The sequence below is a fragment of the Pseudomonas kitaguniensis genome (assembly GCF_009296165.1).
GTDB classification, from domain to species: domain Bacteria; phylum Pseudomonadota; class Gammaproteobacteria; order Pseudomonadales; family Pseudomonadaceae; genus Aquipseudomonas; species Aquipseudomonas kitaguniensis.
On the sequence record NZ_VUAZ01000037.1, the window covers coordinates 1 to 18,185 of the forward strand.

General features: G+C 61.1%; 12 protein-coding genes and 2 pseudogenes. 5 read left to right on the forward strand and 9 right to left on the reverse strand.

The genetic code is table 11. From position 1 onward, the window contains the following. Nucleotides 1-77 precede the first annotated feature (77 nt). On the reverse strand, nt 78-1,787 hold the full coding sequence (locus tag F0169_RS07210; RefSeq protein ID WP_172979359.1) for an amidase: 1,710 nt from the start codon (nt 1,785-1,787) through the stop codon (nt 78-80). Nucleotides 1,788-1,905: 118 nt separating this feature from the next. Further along, nucleotides 1,906-3,117 carry an MFS transporter gene (locus F0169_RS07215; RefSeq protein WP_152746110.1) on the reverse strand — a complete coding sequence of 404 codons (1,212 nt, stop codon included), beginning with the start codon at nt 3,115-3,117 and terminating at the stop codon, nt 1,906-1,908. A gap of 97 nt (nt 3,118-3,214) precedes the next feature. On the opposite strand from F0169_RS07215, the gene F0169_RS07220 reads away from it, so the two are divergent. After that, nucleotides 3,215-4,036, forward strand: a complete 822-nt coding sequence (locus tag F0169_RS07220) for an AraC family transcriptional regulator (protein WP_058411195.1) — start codon at nt 3,215-3,217, stop codon at nt 4,034-4,036. Between the two features lie 33 nt (nt 4,037-4,069). On the opposite strand, the gene F0169_RS07225 is transcribed toward F0169_RS07220, so the two are convergent. Further along, complete coding sequence (locus tag F0169_RS07225; protein ID WP_152746111.1) at nt 4,070-4,576, reverse strand: GAF domain-containing protein; 507 nt, start codon at nt 4,574-4,576, stop codon at nt 4,070-4,072. Between the two features lie 52 nt (nt 4,577-4,628). Continuing rightward, a complete protein-coding gene (gene proP / locus F0169_RS07230; RefSeq protein ID WP_058411193.1) occupies nt 4,629-6,131 on the reverse strand; it encodes a glycine betaine/L-proline transporter ProP in 1,503 nt (500 codons plus the stop codon). A 153-nt stretch (nt 6,132-6,284) separates the two neighbouring features. Here proP and F0169_RS07235 point away from each other — a divergent pair, with 153 nt between their 5' ends. Next, a complete protein-coding gene (locus F0169_RS07235; RefSeq protein WP_152746112.1) occupies nt 6,285-6,815 on the forward strand; it encodes a GNAT family N-acetyltransferase in 531 nt (176 codons plus the stop codon). A gap of 144 nt (nt 6,816-6,959) precedes the next feature. Next, the gene (locus F0169_RS07240) at nt 6,960-8,363 is read left to right on the forward strand and encodes an MFS transporter (protein ID WP_058411191.1); all 1,404 of its coding nucleotides are present in this window, start codon (nt 6,960-6,962) and stop codon (nt 8,361-8,363) included. A gap of 70 nt (nt 8,364-8,433) precedes the next feature. Here F0169_RS07240 and F0169_RS07245 read toward each other — a convergent pair. The 3 genes and pseudogenes from F0169_RS07245 to F0169_RS07255 form a co-directional block, all read right to left on the reverse strand. Further along, a pseudogene (locus tag F0169_RS07245) lies at nt 8,434-9,725 on the reverse strand (PQQ-dependent sugar dehydrogenase). After that, nucleotides 9,722-10,135: a DUF2231 domain-containing protein gene (locus F0169_RS07250; protein ID WP_099236349.1), complete on the reverse strand. Its 414-nt coding sequence runs from the start codon at nt 10,133-10,135 to the stop codon at nt 9,722-9,724. The pseudogene F0169_RS07245 and the gene F0169_RS07250 overlap by 4 nt, the downstream one beginning before the upstream one ends. A 90-nt stretch (nt 10,136-10,225) precedes the next feature. Then, nucleotides 10,226-10,540, reverse strand: coding sequence for a hypothetical protein (locus tag F0169_RS07255; RefSeq protein ID WP_152746113.1), 315 nt, complete (start codon nt 10,538-10,540; stop codon nt 10,226-10,228). A 300-nt stretch (nt 10,541-10,840) separates the two neighbouring features. On the opposite strand from F0169_RS07255, the gene F0169_RS07260 reads away from it, so the two are divergent. Beyond that, complete coding sequence (locus F0169_RS07260; protein WP_152746114.1) at nt 10,841-11,614, forward strand: nucleotidyltransferase domain-containing protein; 774 nt, start codon at nt 10,841-10,843, stop codon at nt 11,612-11,614. An 11-nt stretch (nt 11,615-11,625) separates the two neighbouring features. Here the strand turns inward: F0169_RS07260 and F0169_RS07265 are convergent, their stop codons facing one another. Then, entirely contained in the window at nt 11,626-15,660 is a 4,035-nt protein-coding gene (locus tag F0169_RS07265; RefSeq protein WP_152746115.1) for a bifunctional nitrate reductase/sulfite reductase flavoprotein subunit alpha, read from the reverse strand. Nucleotides 15,661-15,869: 209 nt separating this feature from the next. Beyond that, the gene (locus F0169_RS07270; protein ID WP_152746116.1) at nt 15,870-16,193 is read right to left on the reverse strand and encodes a hypothetical protein; all 324 of its coding nucleotides are present in this window, start codon (nt 16,191-16,193) and stop codon (nt 15,870-15,872) included. On the opposite strand from F0169_RS07270, the pseudogene nirB reads away from it, so the two are divergent. Then, a pseudogene (gene nirB / locus F0169_RS07275) lies at nt 16,192-18,030 on the forward strand (nitrite reductase large subunit NirB); the annotation flags it as partial. The gene F0169_RS07270 and the pseudogene nirB overlap by 2 nt on opposite strands. Nucleotides 18,031-18,185 lie beyond the last annotated feature (155 nt).

Consider the following 18,185-nt stretch of genomic DNA (forward strand, 5'->3'; position numbering starts at 1 on the left):
AAGCCCGCTCCCACAGTTTGAATGCATGCTGTTTGCGAGATTGCGGCGGTTTCCGGGCGCTGCCAGCGCGGCCCGGTTTATCCCTCGGCCAGCGCCGGCGTACGTGGTGGGATCAGGCGTTTACTGCCGGTGGCTTCATACGCACAGGCAAACCGCAGCAGCGCCGAATCATCATAAGCTCGCCCGGCAAACGTCAGGCCTACCGGCATGCCAATGTCTGCCATCACGCCCATGGGCACGGTGACGGTGGGCACGCCCAAATGGCGAATTGCCAGGTTACCGTTGGCCACCCAGACGCCGTTGCTCCAGGCTATATCGGCCGAGGCTTGGTTGACATCGGCATCGGCAGGGCCAACATCCGCCACGGTAGGGAACAGCACTGCATCCAGCCCCAGTGTGTCCATCCAGTCTTCCAGGTCCAGGCGCCGGGTTTGCTCCAAGCCGCGCAGGCCGTCCGGCAGGCTGCTGATCTGATCCCATGGTGTGATGCCGCGCTCGGCCATGCGCACGTATTGGTCCATGCCTGCGGCCAAATCGTCTTCGCGATTGGGCAGGGTGCCCGGGTCGTGCGGGAAGATCTTCGGCCCGTCTACATCGGCCAGGCGGTTCAGGGTCGGGTCGTCGTTGGCGCGCAAGAAGTCATCGAAGGCCCAGGCCGACAGCTCCCACAATTCGTCGTGCAAAAATTCCTTCGAGACCAGGCCACGGGTAAATACCGTGGGCGCGCCGGGGCGGTCGCCTTCGCAATTGGAGACCAGCGGAAAGTCCACCTCGATCACTTCGGCACCGGCGGCTTGCAGTGCCTGGCGTGCGGCTTGCCAGAGGTCGATGACGCTGGCGCGGGTGTTGATCTTTTGCCCGGTCGGCCCGCCGATGCCGGGTTTTTCGCTGGTGCCGGCCTCGGGGTCGGCGTTGATGTACATGCGCGGTACACCCAAACGCTTGCCGGCGAGGGCGTCGCGGTTGACGGCCAACTGCGCGTAGGACGCAGGGCGCACCGAGGCCACGCTCGGGATGGCGACCCAAGGTTGCAGGCGCCACAGGTCGCCGCGTGTGTCGGGGTCTTCGGCGACCACGACATCGAGTACTTCGAGAAGGTCGGCCATGGTGCGCGCGTAAGGCACCACCACGTCCATGGTCGGCGTCAACGGCCAGTTACCGCGTACCGAAATTACCCCGCGCGACGGGGTGTAGGCGCACAAGCCATTGTTGGAGGCCGGGCCGCGTCCGCTTGACCAGGTTTCTTCGGCCAGGCCAAAGGCTGCAAAGCTTGCTGCGGTCGCGGTGCCAGCGCCGTTGGATGAGCCGGAGGCGAACGGCGCCGTCAGGTAGTCGGCGTTGTACGGGCTTTCGGCGCGGCCATACACACCGCGCTGCATGCCGCCGTTGGCCATCGGCGGCATATTGGTTTTGCCCAGGCAGATGGCGCCGCCAGCACGCAGGCGCTCGATGGTGAAGGCATCGCGTTGCGCGGTCAGCTTGGCGAAGGCCGGGCTGCCGGAGGCTGCCGTCAGGCCTTTCACCAAATAACTGTCTTTGGCGGTGTAGGGAATGCCATCCAATGGACCCAAGGTTTCGCCTTTGGCGCGTCGGGCGTCGGACGCCTCGGCCTCTCTAAGGGCGTCGGGGTTACGCACCACGACGGCGTTCAGCGCGGTCGCGGTTTGCGGGCCGTCATAGGCATCGATTCGCGCCAGGTAGGCCTGCACCAGTTCAACCGCAGTGGTGTGGCCGCTTTCAAGCGCAGCGCGCAATTGAGCAATGGAGACTTCGGTAACTTGCATCACGTTTCTTTAGCCGCCTTCAAGTGGGAGGTATGGCGGCAGTCTACGTACAGATATTTCACAAAACCAGCGCCGGGTAGCTGCGGGAACGCAGCGCATTCCCGCTCAGCCTTGTGGCGGGTTACACGCCTTTGGTCGATGGCAGCAATATCGTCATGATGCCCAGCAGCGGCAGGAATGAACACAGGGTGTAGACGTATTCGATACCGTGGCTGTCGGCGAGCAGGCCGAGCAGCGCGGCGCCTATGCCGCTGAAACCGAACATCAGGCCGAAGAATATACCGGCGATCATGCCCACATTGCCCGGCACCAGTTCCTGGGCGAAGACCACGATGGCCGAGAACGCCGAGGCGAGGATGAAACCAATCATCACGCTGAGCACGGCCGTCCAGAACAGGTCGACGTAGGGCAGGGCCATGGTAAAGGGCGCGGCGCCCAGGATCGAAAACCAGATAACTTTCTTGCGCCCGATCTTGTCGCCAATCGGGCCACCGGCGAAGGTGCCGACGGCTACCGCGCCGAGGAACAGAAACAGGTACATCTGCGAGCTGGCAACCGACAACTGGAATTTTTCAATCAGGTAGAAGGTGAAGTAGCTGGTCATGCTGGTCATGTAGATGTATTTGGAAAACACCAACAGCGCCAGCACCACCAGGGCAAACGTCACGCGGCCTTTGGACAAGCCGTGAGTGGCTTTGCCGCCTTGCTTGAGCTTGAACAGGTTGAGGTGGTTGCGGTACCAGCGGCTCAAGCCGTACAGCACCAAAATCGCCAACACCGCGAACAGCCCGAACCAGGCGATATGCGTTTGGCCGTATGGAATGATGATCGCCGCCGCGAGCAACGGGCCGAAGGCGCTGCCGGTGTTGCCGCCGACCTGGAAGGTCGATTGCGCCAAACCGTAACGCCCGCCGGAGGCCAGGCGCGCCACGCGTGAGGTTTCCGGGTGGAAGGTCGACGAGCCCACGCCCACCAGCGCCGCCGCCATCAGGATCGCCGGGAAGCTGCCGACAAACGCCAGCATCAAAATACCGATCAAGGTGCACACCATGCCCGCCGGCAACAGCCACGGTTTGGGGTGACGGTCGGTGTGGTAGCCGATCCACGGTTGCAGCAACGACGCGGTCAGTTGGAAGGTCAGGGTGATCAGGCCGACCTGGGTAAAGCTCAGCCCGTAGTTGGCCTTGAGCATCGGGTAGATCGATGGCAGCACGGCCTGGATCAGGTCATTGATCATATGCGCCACGGCACACGCGCCGAGCACGCGCATGACCAAGGGGCTGATGTGCGGCGTGCTGGTTGCAGCGGCGGGTGAAGCGGACAGGCTCGACATGCAGGCATTCCATACAAGGCAGCGAACAGGGGCAGCGAGTACTTAAGCCCGTTGCCCATTTCATAATATTTCGGAGTTTATGCTAGATTCGCCGCAAATGCCTGTCTCGCGCAATTCGGGCGGCAACTGTCGCGAAAAGGGCGAAATGATCAAATCACTGGATAAATTTCTGCAGGAGATCGATCAGGGCGACTGGGCTGTCATCAGTTCCGCCACCGATTATCCCGAGAATTGGTTAGTGCCCGACCACAGCCATGAGAAGCACCAATTGCTCTATGCCATCGAGGGCGTGATGGTGGTGCGCTCGGCGCAAAACCAGTGGACGGTGCCGCCCAATCGCGGTTTCTGGATGCCGTGCGGGCAGGTGCATTCGCTGCGTTGCGTCGGCGCGCTGAAAATGCGCAGTGTGTTTGTGCGACCCGACAGTTTTGCCAACCTGCCCACCGAAACCAAGGCCGTGAGCATTTCGGGGTTGCTCAGCGAGCTGATCAAGGCCTCTGTCAGTGTGCAACCACCTTACGCCGAGGACTCGCGGGACGCGCGCATCATGCGCCTGATCCTCGACGAGCTGGCCATTCTGCCTGCGCTGCCGTTGTCCCTGCCGCAGCCCGCCGACCTGCGCATCCAGCGTATTTGCCAGGCACTGCAACGCGACCCCGGCGATGCGTCGACCGTGGCGGATTGGAGTCATCGGCTTGAGCTTGATCAGAAAACCATTCAGCGCTTGTTCCGCAAGGAAACCGGCCTGACCTTCGGCCAATGGCGCCAGCAGGCGCGGTTGCTGTTGGCGTTGGAACGCATTGCGCTGGGGCAGAAGATTATTGATGTGGCGGTTGAACTGGGCTACGACAGCCCAAGCGCCTTTACCAGCATGTTCAAGAAGCAGTTTGGCAAGACGCCGAGTCAGTTTTTCAGGTAACCGGCCTCGCCACGCTACGAGGCAAGCCGGCGGTCACTGCTCCGCCGTGGTCAAGTTAGCGTAGAAAATGCAGCCGATCAGCCGGGCAAACAGGCTGAGGGTTTCCGACAGGTTTGGGTCTTCAAACAGCATCGCCCTTGAATCCAGCGCACACAGCGCGCCAAACAAGCGGCCATCAGGCAGAAAGATCGGCGCGCCGGCGTAGCTCTCGATGGCGAATTGCTTGACCACCGGGCGTGTTGCATAACGGCCATCTTGACTGATTTGCGGGATAAACAGTGCCGTCGGGTTGATGCAAAACTCACTGCACAGTGTGTTTTCAAGGTTAAGCACGTCATCCACATTGATGCCCATTGCCATGGGGTCATGCACCGAGCAAACGATCCATTCCATGTCGGTGAACTTGGCGATGCTGGCGAATCTCATCCCGGTCAGGCGGGTGACCAGTTGCAAAATGCTGGTAGTGGCTTCTATTTCGGCGATAGCGGCACGTTCATCGGCGCTGAGAAGCGCATGTGCTGGGGTGACGCTGGAATTCATGTTGTAACACTCCAAGGGCGTGGTGGCACGTGCCACCACGAACCGTCAGGTCCTAATTAATCCGTGGGTGCTGTTGCACCAGGTTTTTACGTTTGGCCTCAAGTTCGGCAATTTCGGCGTCGATGTCTTCAATCTTCTGCTCGATATTGTCATGGTGCTCTTGCAGCAACTCTTTGGCTTCTTCCATGTCCGAAGCCGCCGGGGCCGCACCACGCAGAGGTTTATTCGCAGTTTCCTTCATGGTCAGCCCGGTAATCAAGCCGACTACAGCAAATACCATCAGATAGTAGGCGGGCATAAACAAATCGTTGGTGCTTTCCACCAGCCACGCCACTGCCGTCGGCGTAATACCGGCGATCAAAACCGACACATTGAACGCGCTGGCCAAGGCGCTGTAGCGCAGGTGCGTGGGGAACATCGCGGGCAGGGTCGAAGCCATCACGCCGATAAAGAAGTTGAGGATAATCGCCAGGATCAAGAGGCCAGCGAAGATCAGGCCGATCTTGCCGCTGGTGATCAGCATAAACGCAGGAATCGCCAGGAACAGCAGGCCGACGCTACCGGCAATAATGAACGGCTTACGGCCGATCTTGTCGCTGACAAAGCCGATAAACGGCTGCACGAACAGCATGCCGACCATGATTGCGATGATGATCAGCACACCGCTGTTTTCTTCGTAATGCAGGTTGTGCGACAGGTAGCTCGGCATATACGTGAGCAGCATGTAATACGTCACGTTGGTGGCCGCGACGATGCCGATGCAGGTCAGCAGGCTGCGCCAGTGTTTGGTTGCAACCTCCTTGAACGACACTTTGGGGCCGTGGGTCAGGCCTTCGCGGTCGCCTTGTTCGAGCTTGTCCATGTGTTGCTGGAAGGCTGGCGTTTCTTCGAGTGCGTGGCGCAGGTAAAGGCCGATGATGCCCAGCGGCAGCGCCAGGAAGAACGGCAGGCGCCAGCCCCACGCTTCAAATTCGGCTTCGCCCAACACGCTGGAGATCAGCACCACGACGCCGGCGCCGAGTACGAAACCTGCGATTGAGCCGAAGTCCAGCCAACTGCCGAGGAACCCGCGTTTACGGTCCGGGGCATATTCTGCGACGAAGATCGAGGCGCCGGTGTATTCACCGCCCACCGAGAAGCCTTGGGCCATTTTGCACACGAGCAACAGAATCGGCGCCCAGACGCCAATCGACGCATAACCGGGTATCAGGCCAATCGCAAAGGTGCTGAGGGACATGATCACGATGGTGGCGGCGAGGACTTTCTGTCGTCCGTATTTATCGCCCAATGCGCCGAAAAACAGGCCGCCCAGCGGGCGAATCAAGAAAGGTACGGAGAACGTGGCCAACGCGGCGATCATTTGTACGCTGGGCGAGGCGTCGGGGAAAAACACCTTGCCGAGCACATAGGCGACAAACCCGTAAACGCCGAAGTCGAACCACTCCATGGCGTTACCCAGCGCGGCGGCGGTGATCGCCTTGCGCACTTTGGCATCGTCAACAATGGTGATGTCTTTCAAACCGATCGGTTTGACGCTTTTTTTTCGTAATTTCATCCGGGCCACTCTAAAACTGAACAGGGGTGGTGCCACCGTCCCGATGGCACCGCTCTGTCACTTCAGATACAACTGCACATGAAATAATTCACCGCTATTTGCCTTTTTTTGCAAACGCATTGAACTTCACGGCTGACCCAAGGAATTATCCGAATGGCTGTCACTGCCTCACGCCTGATTTACCGTAAGCCCCTGGCCAGCGATGTGCAGCGATTGTTCGCGATCTTCGGTGACCCGCAGACTAACGTGTTCAACCCGGCCGGGCCGCTCACCACGCTTGCCGAGGCGCAACGCCTGTTGGACCGCTGGCTCGAACAATGGGCCGCCGAAGGTTATGGCTGGTGGGTAATTGCCCGTTGCGAGGCGCCTGCGCACGTTATCGGGTTTGGCGGCGTAGCGCCGCTTAACTACCTGACCGAGCGGCGTATCAACCTCGGCTACCGTTTCGCGGTTGAAGCGTGGGGGCAGGGCTATGCCACCGAAATGGGCCACGACGCGCTGGCGATGGCGTTCCAAACCCTCGGTGTGCCCGAGGTGTTCGGGCTGGTACGGCCCGAGCATGCGGCCTCGATTCGGGTGCTGGAAAAGCTCGGCCTGCAACGCGTTGGCCTGCTCGATGATGTGCCTCGACAAGCGCCGAGCCTGGTGTTTCGGATTTGTCATCCTATAACCACGCCTGGCTGATCATTTTTACAACCCCGCAATAGCTCGGCGAGCGCCAATCTTTACGATTGACAGCGCTCAGGCAGCCCGCTATAAAAGTGTTAGTTGTACGACGACATATGACGTTACATATGTCCTATCTAACAAAAATAAAAAAGTGATGCCATGAACCTGAGTGAGCCCATCAACGCCCATCGCGTCGGCCAGGCCGTCGGCAACTATCGCTGGACTATCTGCGCGATGTTGTTTTTTGCCACCACCGTCAACTACCTCGACCGCCAGGTGCTTAGCCTGTTGGCGCCGCAGTTGTCGACGCAATTTGGCTGGAGTAACACCGACTACGCCAACATTGCGGCGGTGTTCCAGTTTGTTTACGCGATTTCGATGCTGTTTGCCGGACGCTTTGTCGACAAGATCGGTACCAAGGCTGCCTATGTGGTGGCGATTGCCATCTGGTCCACGGGCGCGATCATGCACGCGTTCGCCGTGCCGATGGGCGAGGGCATCGCTGCCGTCAGCGGCGCGATTGGCCTGGCGGTGATTCCGGTGTCGATTGCCGGCTTCATGCTCTCACGCGCGGTGCTGGCGATTGGCGAGGCGGGTAACTTCCCGATCGCGATCAAGGCCACCGCCGAATACTTCCCCAAAAAAGAGCGTTCCCTGGCCACGGGTATCTTCAACTCGGGCGCTAACGTGGGGGCGATTCTGGCGCCGATCTGCGTACCGTTGATCGCTGGCCTGTGGGGCTGGGAAGCGGCGTTCATGGTCATCGGCATGCTCGGGTTTGTGTGGGTGGCGGTGTGGTCGGCGCTGTACCAGAAACCCGAGGATCAAAAACGCCTCTCGGCCGAAGAACTCGCCTACATCCGCAGCGACCAAAGCGTACAGCCGGTTACGCCTGCACCGGCCGGCGCGGCGCAGAAAAAAGTCTCGTGGTTCAAGTTGCTCACCTACCGCCAGACGTGGGCGTTTGCCTTCGGCAAGTTCATGACCGACGGCGTGTGGTGGTTTTTCCTGTTTTGGCTACCGACCTATTTATCCGCGCAATACGGCATGAAAGGCCCGGACATCGTGATGCCGCTGGCGGTGCTGTACAGCATGACTATGGTTGGCAGTATCGGTGGTGGCTGGTTCCCCAGCTACTTCATGGCACGCGGCGATGCACCGTATGACGGGCGCATGAAGGCGATGCTGGTGATCGCGCTGTTCCCGTTGGTGGTGTTGCTGGCGCAGCCGTTCGGCTATATCAGCTTCTGGGTGCCGGTGCTGTTGATCGGCGTGGGCGCTTCGGCGCATCAGGCGTGGTCGTGCAACATCTTCACCACCGTGTCCGACATGTTCCCGCAAAAAACCGTGGCCTCGGTGGTTGGCATCGGCGGCATGGCGGGTGGTTTGGGCGGTGTGGTGATGACCAAGATTGGCGGGTGGGTGTTTGACTACTACAAGTCAATCAACGACATCCACACCGGCTACATGATCATGTTTGCGATTTGTGCGTTGGCGTATCTGGTGGCCTGGAGCGTGATGAAAGCGCTGGTGCCACGCCACAAGGAAATCACTGACCTGTAAGTACTGCCCTGTAAGCACTGATCTGTAAATAGAAGCGCCGGAGCGGGCACGCCGCTCCGGCCGCAAAGGTTCAGCGATTACGCGTCACCCGCCACACGGTGTTGGCGAGGTCGTCGGCGATAATCAGTGCACCTTTAGGGTCCACCGTCACCCCCACCGGGCGCCGCGCGTCTTGCCGTCATCGCCGCGAAAGCCGGTAGCGAAGTCAATCGGTTCGCCCGCTGGTTTACCGTTGCTGAAGGGCACAAAGATGACTTTGTAGCCCACCGGGTTTTCACGGTTCCAACTGCCGTGCTCACCGACAAACACACCGTCGGCAAATTTCTCACCCATCTCGGGGATCGAAAAGTCCACGCCCAGCGCAGCAACGTGGGAGCCCAGGCTGTAATCGGGCTTGATCGCAGCCGCGACTTTCGCCGGGTTCTGCGGTTGCGCGCGGCTGTCGACATTCTGGCCCCAATAGCTGTAAGGCCAGCCATAAAACCCGCCTTCACGCACCGAGGTCAGGTAATCCGGCACCAAGTCGGGGCCGAGCTCATCGCGCTCGTTAACCACCGTCCACAGTTGCCCGGAGCCCGGTTGAATGGTCAGCGCCGTCGGGTTGCGCAAGCCGGTCGCGTAGGGCTTGTGCGCGCCGCTGGCGGCGTCGATCTGCCAGACCATGGCGCGGTCGATTTCGACTTCCATGCCGCGCTCGGTGACGTTGCTGTTGGAGCCAATGCCCACGTAAAGCTGGCGCCCATCCGCGCTCACGGCCAGCGACTTGGTCCAGTGGTGGTTGATCTGCGCCGGCAAGTCGGTGACTTTGGTCGGTGCGCCGCTGGCTTTAGTCTGGCCGTCGGTATAGTCGAAGCGCACCAGTGCATCCTGGTTGGCGACGTACAGTTTGCCGTCGGCAAATGCCAGGCCATACGGCGCGTTGAGGTTCTCGGCGAACACGGTTTTCAACTCATACGTGCCGTCACCGTCGGCATCGCGCAGCAGGGTCAGGCGGTTGCCACCCTTGACCTTGGTGTTGCCTTCGGCCTTGATCACGCTGGCGATCACATCTTTGGGCTTGAGCTTGGCCGCGCTGCCACCACGCCCTTCAGCGATCAGAATGTCGCCGTTAGGCAATACCAGGGTTTGGCGCGGGATGGCCAGGCCGGTGGCGATGGCGGTCACGCTGTAGCCTTCGGGCACCTTGGGTTTTTGCTCGCCCCACGGCGTCGGCTCGGCGATTTTCATGCTCGGCAGCAGGCTGCTTTGTTGCTCCGGCAATTTAGGGTCAGGCCCGCGAGCCTGGTTCTTGTCGCCTTCGCCACCACAGGCGCTCAGCAACAGCGCAGCGCTGAGTAAGGTCAATGTGCTCGACGTTTTCATTTGGCACCTCCGCGCAGGCCAGTCCAGGTTGCCGCGAGTGTCAGCAGCGTGACGACGACTGACAGCACCAAGCCGGTCGGCATGGCGGCGTACGCGTCTTTGGCGTGTTGGAAGGCGTTAACCAGGCCGAGAATCCAGGTGGCCAACAGCAGCAAAAAATACACCACGGGTTGCCCCGACTTGCGTTCGGCACGCACCAGATTAACCAACGCAAACAGCAGCGCAAATCCACAGAACACCAGCGCCCCGGCGATCAGCCAAGAGGCAAAGTTAGCCCACTGAATCTGGAAAGTCTGGGTATAGGCGATGTCGCTGATCAGGGCACCGAGAAACAGCGGCACGGTACCGGCCAGCAAGGTCGCGTGCAGCGGACCCGGCGTTGAGGTTTGGTAGACGGGAAGGGTGGTCATGGGATGGCAACTCCTTGTTTATACAACGCCCCTGGGGTTGGGGCAGCGCATAGGAAAGGAGCGCAGCGTTTGAAAGAAAGTTCACCTTGGTTACGTATCGAAATGTGTTTCGTACCAATCGGCGTACGGCGTATTAGCCACCTGGCGGCGGTTGAAGTCCGGGCTGCCATCGTCCCACCACACCGGGCCTCGTTCGCCCAATGCAACCTTGGCGGCCTGCACACGGCGCCGCGCATCCTTCAACGCGCTCGCATCGCTTGAGGCTTTGGCGGCTTTGACCGAGCGGCGCGCGTCCATCAATTCGTTAACCCAATGTTGGCGCAGGCTTTCTTCCAGCGCGGGATTGGTCGCGCGCCATAGCTGACCCTTGACCACGAAGTAACGGCCGTCCGGCGTATTAATCATGGTGCCAACGGGCCACGCGTAACACGCCCCACAGCATTGAAATCATAATCGCCATCCACCCGGCAAACAGGCTGAAAAGTGTCATTGCAAGGTTCATCACATCCTCCGTCGCGTTGGCATCTTGCTGCTGTCCTTATAGGTGACCGCCGCTGAAAAGCAGGATTCAACTTAATTGATGGCCAGGCTCAGCCAGTGAGTTTAGGGCGCAGCTGCACACCGAAAGGCTTGTTCATGCGCATTGGCAGCGTCGTTTGGGGTTAAAAAATGGCATGCTTGATGGTCACAAATCAGGAACCACCCATGAGCGCACTAAAACCGACAGGCGTTGATGCAGAGGGCTTTGTGCTCAGCGTCGCCACTATTCCCCTGCAACCCGAATTCGAGCCACTGCTGGCGGACGTGTGCGCGACCCTGTCGCAGGCGGTGCTGGGGCTGGACGGCATTTATGTGTATGGCAGTGTCGCGAGGGGCGATGCCAGCCAAGGTGACTCGGACCTTGACCTCACGCTGGTACTGCGCGAGCCGCCGGATGCGCAGGTGTTTGAACAGTTGGACGGGCTGCGGCAGGCACTGGAAAAACGCCACCCGCTAGTGACCAAAATCGACTTCGATATTGGCCACCGTGCGCAGGTGCTGGCGCCCGAGCATAAAAACAAATGGGGCTTTTGGCTAAAGCATCATTGCCGTTGTGTGTGGGGTGATGACCTGTCCCGGCATTTTGAGCGGTTTCGGCCTTCGCGCGAAATCGCGCTGGCGATCAATGATGACGTCGAACAGGCTTTAAACACTTATGTTGCGCGCATCAAGCAGGCAGGCAGCGTGCCGGAGCGCCTTCGCCTGCAACGCGAAGCGGCGCGCAGGTTGATTCGAGCGACGCAAATACTGCGCGCGGAGGACGTGTTGAGCTGGCCGCACACGCTCGAAGAGCACGTCGCGCTGTTCGTCCAGCACTGCCCGACGATGCGCGTGCAGGTCGCGTACTTTCTGTTTGAGGCGCGCAACCCGAGCGCCGAGGGCGAAGCATTTTGCACGCGGTTGCAGACCTTTCTGAGCTGGCTGCTGGCCGCGCGCTGATCAGTGCCCACTCAGTACACGTCACGCAGGTAACGTTTTTGCTCGCTCAACTGGCGCCAGTAATCCACGGCGCCTTCGCCGTCGAGCCCGCCGTGCGCCTGTGCGACCTGGCGCAGCGCGTGGTCGACATCTTTGGCCATGTGGCTGGCGTCGCCGCAGATGTAGACTTTTGCGCCGTCTTGCAGCCAGCGCCATAGCTCGGCGCCCTGTTCGGCGATGCGGTCCTGCACGTAGATTTTTTGCGCCTGGTCGCGCGAAAAGGCGAGGCTCAGGTGCGTCAGCAGGCCGTCGCGCTGCATGCCTTGCAGTTCATCCTGGTAGTAAAAGTCGCTGGCGGCGTGCTGTTCGCCAAAAAACAGCCAGTTCCGCCCCTGATGGCCTTGCGCGCGGCGCTCCTGCAAAAACGCCCGGAACGGTGCCACGCCGGTGCCGGGGCCGATCATGATCATCGGCACGTTACCGTCGCCGGGCGTGCGAAAGTGTTTGGCCGGTTGCACGAATATTGGCACTTCGCAGTCGCTTGCACGGTCGGCCAAAAAGGTCGACGACACGCCTTTGCGCTTGCCGTAGCGCACGGCCGCCACGGTCAGGTGGACCTCCTGCGGGTAGGCTTTGGCGCTGGAAGCAATCGAATAGAGGCGCGGTTGCAGGCGCTTGAGGGTGCCGAGCAGTTCGTTGGCCGAGCAATCGATAGGGTATTGCTGCAATACATCGGTCAGTTGCCGGCCCCACAGCCAGTCTTTCAATTCGGCTTTATGCTCGGGGTCAAGCAGTTGCTTAAGGCCCGGGTTGCTGCTGCGCTCGGCAATAAACGCCAGGGTGTCGCTGCTTGGCCGGGCGATTTCGAAGCGCTGGGTCAGTGCCTGGTGCAGCGGCACATCGCCGAAGGTGTCGATGTTCACGCAGGTAGCCGCATCCAGGCCGGTCAGGTCGAGCAGTTCACTGACCAGTTCCGGGCAGTTGCGCGGCATCACACCCAGTGCATCACCGGCTTCATAGCTCATGCCGGAGTCGGCCAGGTCCAGCGCGAACTGGCGGGTTTCCTTGTGCGAACTCTGCGGGTTCAGGTGCCGGTTGAGCAGCAGGCGTGACCCATGCAACTTGGTTTTGCCGGCGGGCGTGGCTGGCGCTGCGGGGGTTATGGGCGCTATTGGCTTGGCCGGGTGCAGCGATTCCAGGAACTGAGCCAGCCAGGCATCCGCGCGCTCTTCAAATTCAGTGTCGCAGTCGACGCGCTCCAGCAGGCGGGTGGCGCCCAGCTCCAACAGGCGCTGATCGAGTTGTTTACCGTGCTTGCAGAATTGGTCGTAATTCGGATCGCCCAAGGCCAGCACTGCAAAGCGCAGCGATTCCAGGCGCGTGTCGACACTGTTGAGGCCGTGCCAGAAACTTTCGCCATTGTCGGGCGGGTCGCCGTCGCCGAAGGTGCTGCTGATCAGCGCCAGGTTTTGCGTGCTCGCCAACTTGCTCGCGGGGAAGTCCGCCATGGCGCTCAACTCCACCGCAATGCCGCCGTCGCGCAAGCGCTTGGCAAAACGCTCGGCGAGGGTTTCGGCATTACCGGTTTGCGACGCCCATAACAGCGTGACTGCCGGGGAGGGCGCCGACGCCACGGCATCGACTGCCGCGCCTGCCTGCGTGCGGCTGAACAAACCGCCGAGCAAACCGTCCAGCCACAGCCGCGAATCCTTGGCCAGTGGCGCATTCGCCGGCATTACCGGCACGCCGACGGCCTGGCGCCCGGCACTCGATTGCAAGCCACTCAAGAAACCCGCGAGGTAGGTGCGTTCGCTGTCGCTCAGTGGTGGCGGCGCAAGGTTACGGATGCCGGCGAGGTCGGCGAAGGCGTCGAGTCGCGACATGGCGAGGTCCTCTGCTACAGGGGCTAGGTCATTGGCAACGGCGGTCGGCGCGTGCAAAAACTGATGCTCGATCAGCTCGACGCGGGCCAGCGCCACGGCACAGAACTTGAACTCGGGCTGCAGCGAAATCGGGTCGACCGCATCGTTGGTCACCGCGTTGATCGCCAGGTGTTCGCCAAACACATCGTTCCAGTGAAACGGCGCAAAACAGTTGCCGGGGCGCACCCGGTCAGTGACCACCGCGGGCAGCACCGCACGCCCACGCTGTGAGCGTACTTCTACCGAGTCTTTATGCGTGATGCCCAGGCTTGCGGCGTCTTCGGGGTGCAGTTCAACGAACGGGCCGGGGTTGAGCTTGTTCAGCGTGGCGACCTTGCCGGTCTTGGTCAGCGTGTGCCACTGGTGTTGCAAGCGGCCGGTGTTGAGCACGAAGGGGAACGCCGCGTCCGGCATCTCGGCGGGCGGCAGGTGTGGGCGCGCGAGGAACTGGCCTTTGCCGCTGTCGGTGGCGAAGGTGAGCGTGCCCTCATTCACATAGCGGATCGGGTTGCGGTCTGCGCCATCGGCTGTCGCGCAGGGCCATTGCAACGGGGTTTCGCGCAGGCGTTGGTGGCTTGCGCCGCGAATGTCATAGCCGGTCTTGGGGTTCCAGGCGCGTTTGATTTCGTCAAACACCTCGGCGGCAGAGGCATAGGTGAAGGCCTCGGCAAAGCCCATCTCGCACGCGACCCGCGCGATGATTTGCCAGTCGGGCAAGCTCTCGCCGGGCGCGTCGACGGCTTTTTGCATCAGCGTGAGGTTGCGCTCGGAGTTGATCATCACCCCTTCGGCCTCGGCCCACAGCGCGCCGGGCAGCAGGATGTCGGCGTAGCGGTTGGTCTCGGTGTCGAGGTAGGCATCCTGGGTGATCACCAGTTCGGCGGCTTGCAAGCCTTCGATCACCTTGCGGCGGTTCGGCGCGCTGGCGACCGGGTTGGTGCAGATGATCCAGCAGGCTTTGATCTGCCCGCTGATCATCTGCTCGAACATTGCCACCGTACCGCCACCGGCCTGGCGCGGCAGGCTGCCTGCGGGGATGCGCCAGAGCTCTTCGATGAACGCGCGGTCGGCCTCGACCAGCACCGAGCGCTGGCCTGGCAGGCCGGGGCCCATGTAGCCCATCTCGCGGCCGCCCATCGCGTTCGGTTGGCCTGTGAGCGAAAACGGCCCGCTGCCCGGTCGGCAAATCGCGCCGGTGGCCAAGTGCAAATTGCACAGCGCGTTGGTGTTCCAGGTGCCATGCGTGCTTTGGTTGAGGCCCATGGTCCAGCAACTCATCCACTCGGCGGCCGCGCCGATCCACTCGGCGGCTTGGCGGATGTCGGCCTCGGCGAGGCCGGTGATCTCGGCGACGCGGTGCGGCGGGTAGTCCTCCAGGAACCCCGGCATCGCCTCCCAACCTTCGGTGAAGGCCGCGATAAACGCGGGGTCGGTGTGGCCGTTTTTTACCAGCAGGTGCAGCATGCCGTTGAGCAACGCGAGGTCGGTGCCGGGCTCAATTTGCAGGAACAGCTGGGCCTTGTCTGCGGTGGCGCTGCGCCGTGGGTCGACCACGATCAGCTTCGCCCCGGCCTTGACGCGGTCCATCATGCGCAGAAACAAAATCGGGTGACAGTCGGCCATGTTGGCGCCGATCACGAAGAACAGGTCGGCGCGGTCGAAGTCTTCATACGAGCCCGGTGGCCCGTCGGAACCCAGCGACAGTTTGTAGCCGCTGCCGGCGCTGGCCATGCACAGGCGGGAGTTGGATTCGAGGTTGGCGGTGCGCACAAAGCCCTTGGCCAGTTTGTTGATCAGGTACTGCGCTTCCAGCGACATTTGCCCGGACACGTAAAAGGCCAGCGCGTCTGGGCCATGCGTGTCGAGCAGGCTGCGCAAACGGCTGGCGGTTTCGCTGATCGCCTTGTCCATGCCGATGCGCACCGGGTCGTGGTCGCGCGCCTGGCGCACATACGCGTTGGCCATGCGCCCGGACTCGGCGATGGCTTGCCCGCAGGTGGTGCCTTTGGTGCACAGGCGGCCGAAGTTGGTGGGGTGGGCCTTGTCGCCAGTCACTTTGACCACTTTATTGTTCTCGACCTGCATGACGATGCCGCAGCCCACGCCACAATAAGGACACACGCTGCGTACGCTCTGGTTTGCCATCCGTAACCCTCGAAAACTTTTGCTGCCCGCAAACAAAAAGCGCCCTGCAACCCTCCGTTAAAAACGGGAGTTGCACGGCGCCTTTGTCGTGAATGGGCAATCAGCGTTGACTGCTCTGTGGAGTGTTCCTAGCAAGTCACGCGCCAGGTTTTCAATCGGGCTGGTGTGGCGAGCAAGCCCGCTTGCCACACCAGCCCCGCGTTATAAAGTCAGCAGTGAAAATGCACTTTTATGACGCGAGGCGCACCAGTTGGAGGCGCAAAAATACTTGTCCGCTGCTTGCGGGCCGGCTTGCAGCCCGTGCCACAGGCGCCCGCGGTGGATTGGCACGGCGCCTGCAAGCTCAGCTTCAACCCACCTCGGTCAACGATGATCGACAGGCCATACAGGTCATGGGCAATAACGGAAGGACCGGCGAAGTCGCCCGATCCGAACCCGTATAAGAACAGGCAAAGACGCCTGGAACCGTAAGGTTTCAGGCGTTTTTTTTTTGCTTTTTTAAACCGTGATGAGCTTTGTCGGGTGCTTTCCATGAATTCCACTATCGCCAGTCTGAAACCGCTGAAAACCTTGATTGTCGTCGGCAATGGCATGGTCGGCCATCATTGTGTGGCGCAACTGATCGAGCGCGGCGCGCTGGACCACTACCGCTTGCACGTGTTCAGCGAGGAGCCGATGCGCGCCTATGACCGTGTGCATCTTTCCGAATACTTCACCGGTCGCGATGCCGAGTCGCTGGCACTGTCCGACGCGTCGCTGTACCACACGCCGGGTGTGACCTTGCATTTGGGCGTGCCGGTGCTGGAAATCGACCGCGCCCGTTGCGAGGTGATTACCGCGCAAGGGTGTGTGGCCTACGACAAGTTGGTGCTGGCCACCGGTTCTTACCCGTTTGTGCCGCCGATTGAAGGCGCCGAAGGCGACTCGCGGCTGGTGTACCGCACCCTCGAAGACCTCGACGCGATTCGTGCTGCAGCCGCCAATGCGCGGCGCGGCGTGGTGGTGGGTGGCGGGCTGCTCGGTCTGGAAGCCGCCAACGCCCTGAAAAGCCTTGGCCTGGAAGCGCATGTGGTGGAGTTCGCGCCGCGCTTGATGCCGGTGCAGTTGGATGATTTTGGCGGGCTGGCGCTCAAGGCTCAGATCGAACGGCTGGGCGTCGGTGTGCACTTGTCCCGCGCCACCCAGTCGATCAGCGCGGGCGAGGCGTATCGCTACCGCATGAACTTTGCGAATGACGAATTCCTTGAAACCGACCTGATCGTGTTCTCAGCCGGTATCCGCGCCCAAGATGCCCTGGCGCGTCAGGCCGCACTGGAGATTGGCCCGCGCGGCGGCGTGGTGATCAACGATGAATGCCAAAGCTGCGACCCGAACATCTACGCGATTGGTGAATGCGCCTCGTGGAATGGCAGTTTGTTCGGCCTGGTCGCGCCGGGTTACCAGATGGCCCGCGGGGTTGCCGCGCTGTTGTGCGAGCAGGCCACCGAGCCGTTTGTGGGCGCCGACATGTCGACCAAACTCAAACTGCTCGGCGTCGACGTCGGCTCGATCGGCGACGCGCATGCAAACACGCCGGGTGCGCGCAGCTACCAATTCATCGACGAAGCCAGCGCCAGCTATCGACGCCTGGTAGTGGACGCCAGCGGCAAGCACGTGATTGGCGCGGTGCTGGTCGGCGACAACAGCTACTACGACACCTTGCTGCAATACATGCAAAACCGTATCGCGTTGCCGGCCGAACCGGCCAGCCTGATCTTGCCATCGTCCACTGGCGCGCCGACCCTCGGCCCGGGCGCCTTGCCGCAAGCGGCCACCGTGTGCTCGTGCCACAACGTGACCAAGGGTTCGATTTGCTCGGCGATTGACGGCGGTTGCAGCGACCTCGGCCTGCTCAAGTCGCAGACCAAGGCCGGCACCGGTTGCGGCGGCTGCGCCGGGTTGCTCAAGCAGGTGTTCGAGCATGAGCTGATTGCGCGCGGCGTCAGCGTCGACAAAAGCCTGTGCGAACACTTCGCCTATACGCGTCAGGAACTGTATGCGCTGGTGCGCGTGGAAGGCGTGATTACCTTCGAAGAACTGCTGGCCAAACACGGCCGTGGCCACACCGGTTGTGACGTGTGCAAGCCGGCGGTGGGTTCGATTTTGGCCTCGTGCTGGAACCAGCCGATCATGGACGCTTCCCTCGTGCCGTTGCAGGACACCAACGACACCTTCATGGCGAATATGCAGAAGAACGGCACCTATTCGGTGGTGCCGCGTATTCCAGGCGGTGAAATCACTGCGGATAAACTCATCGCAATCGGCGAAGTCGCAAAAAAATACGACCTGTACACCAAGGTTGAAGTTACCGAACAGGTTGATTGCACGGGACCAGCAAGGTGCAGTTCTGAAAATATTTACCTTCACGCACACTGATTGCTGGGTGCTTAATCGCGTTGGAAGATTGGTCTCTCGAAACGGATATTGGATGCTCAGAACCAGACCACTTTATTGTCTGCGGATGAGCGTGCATTGCGTAGAGGAGC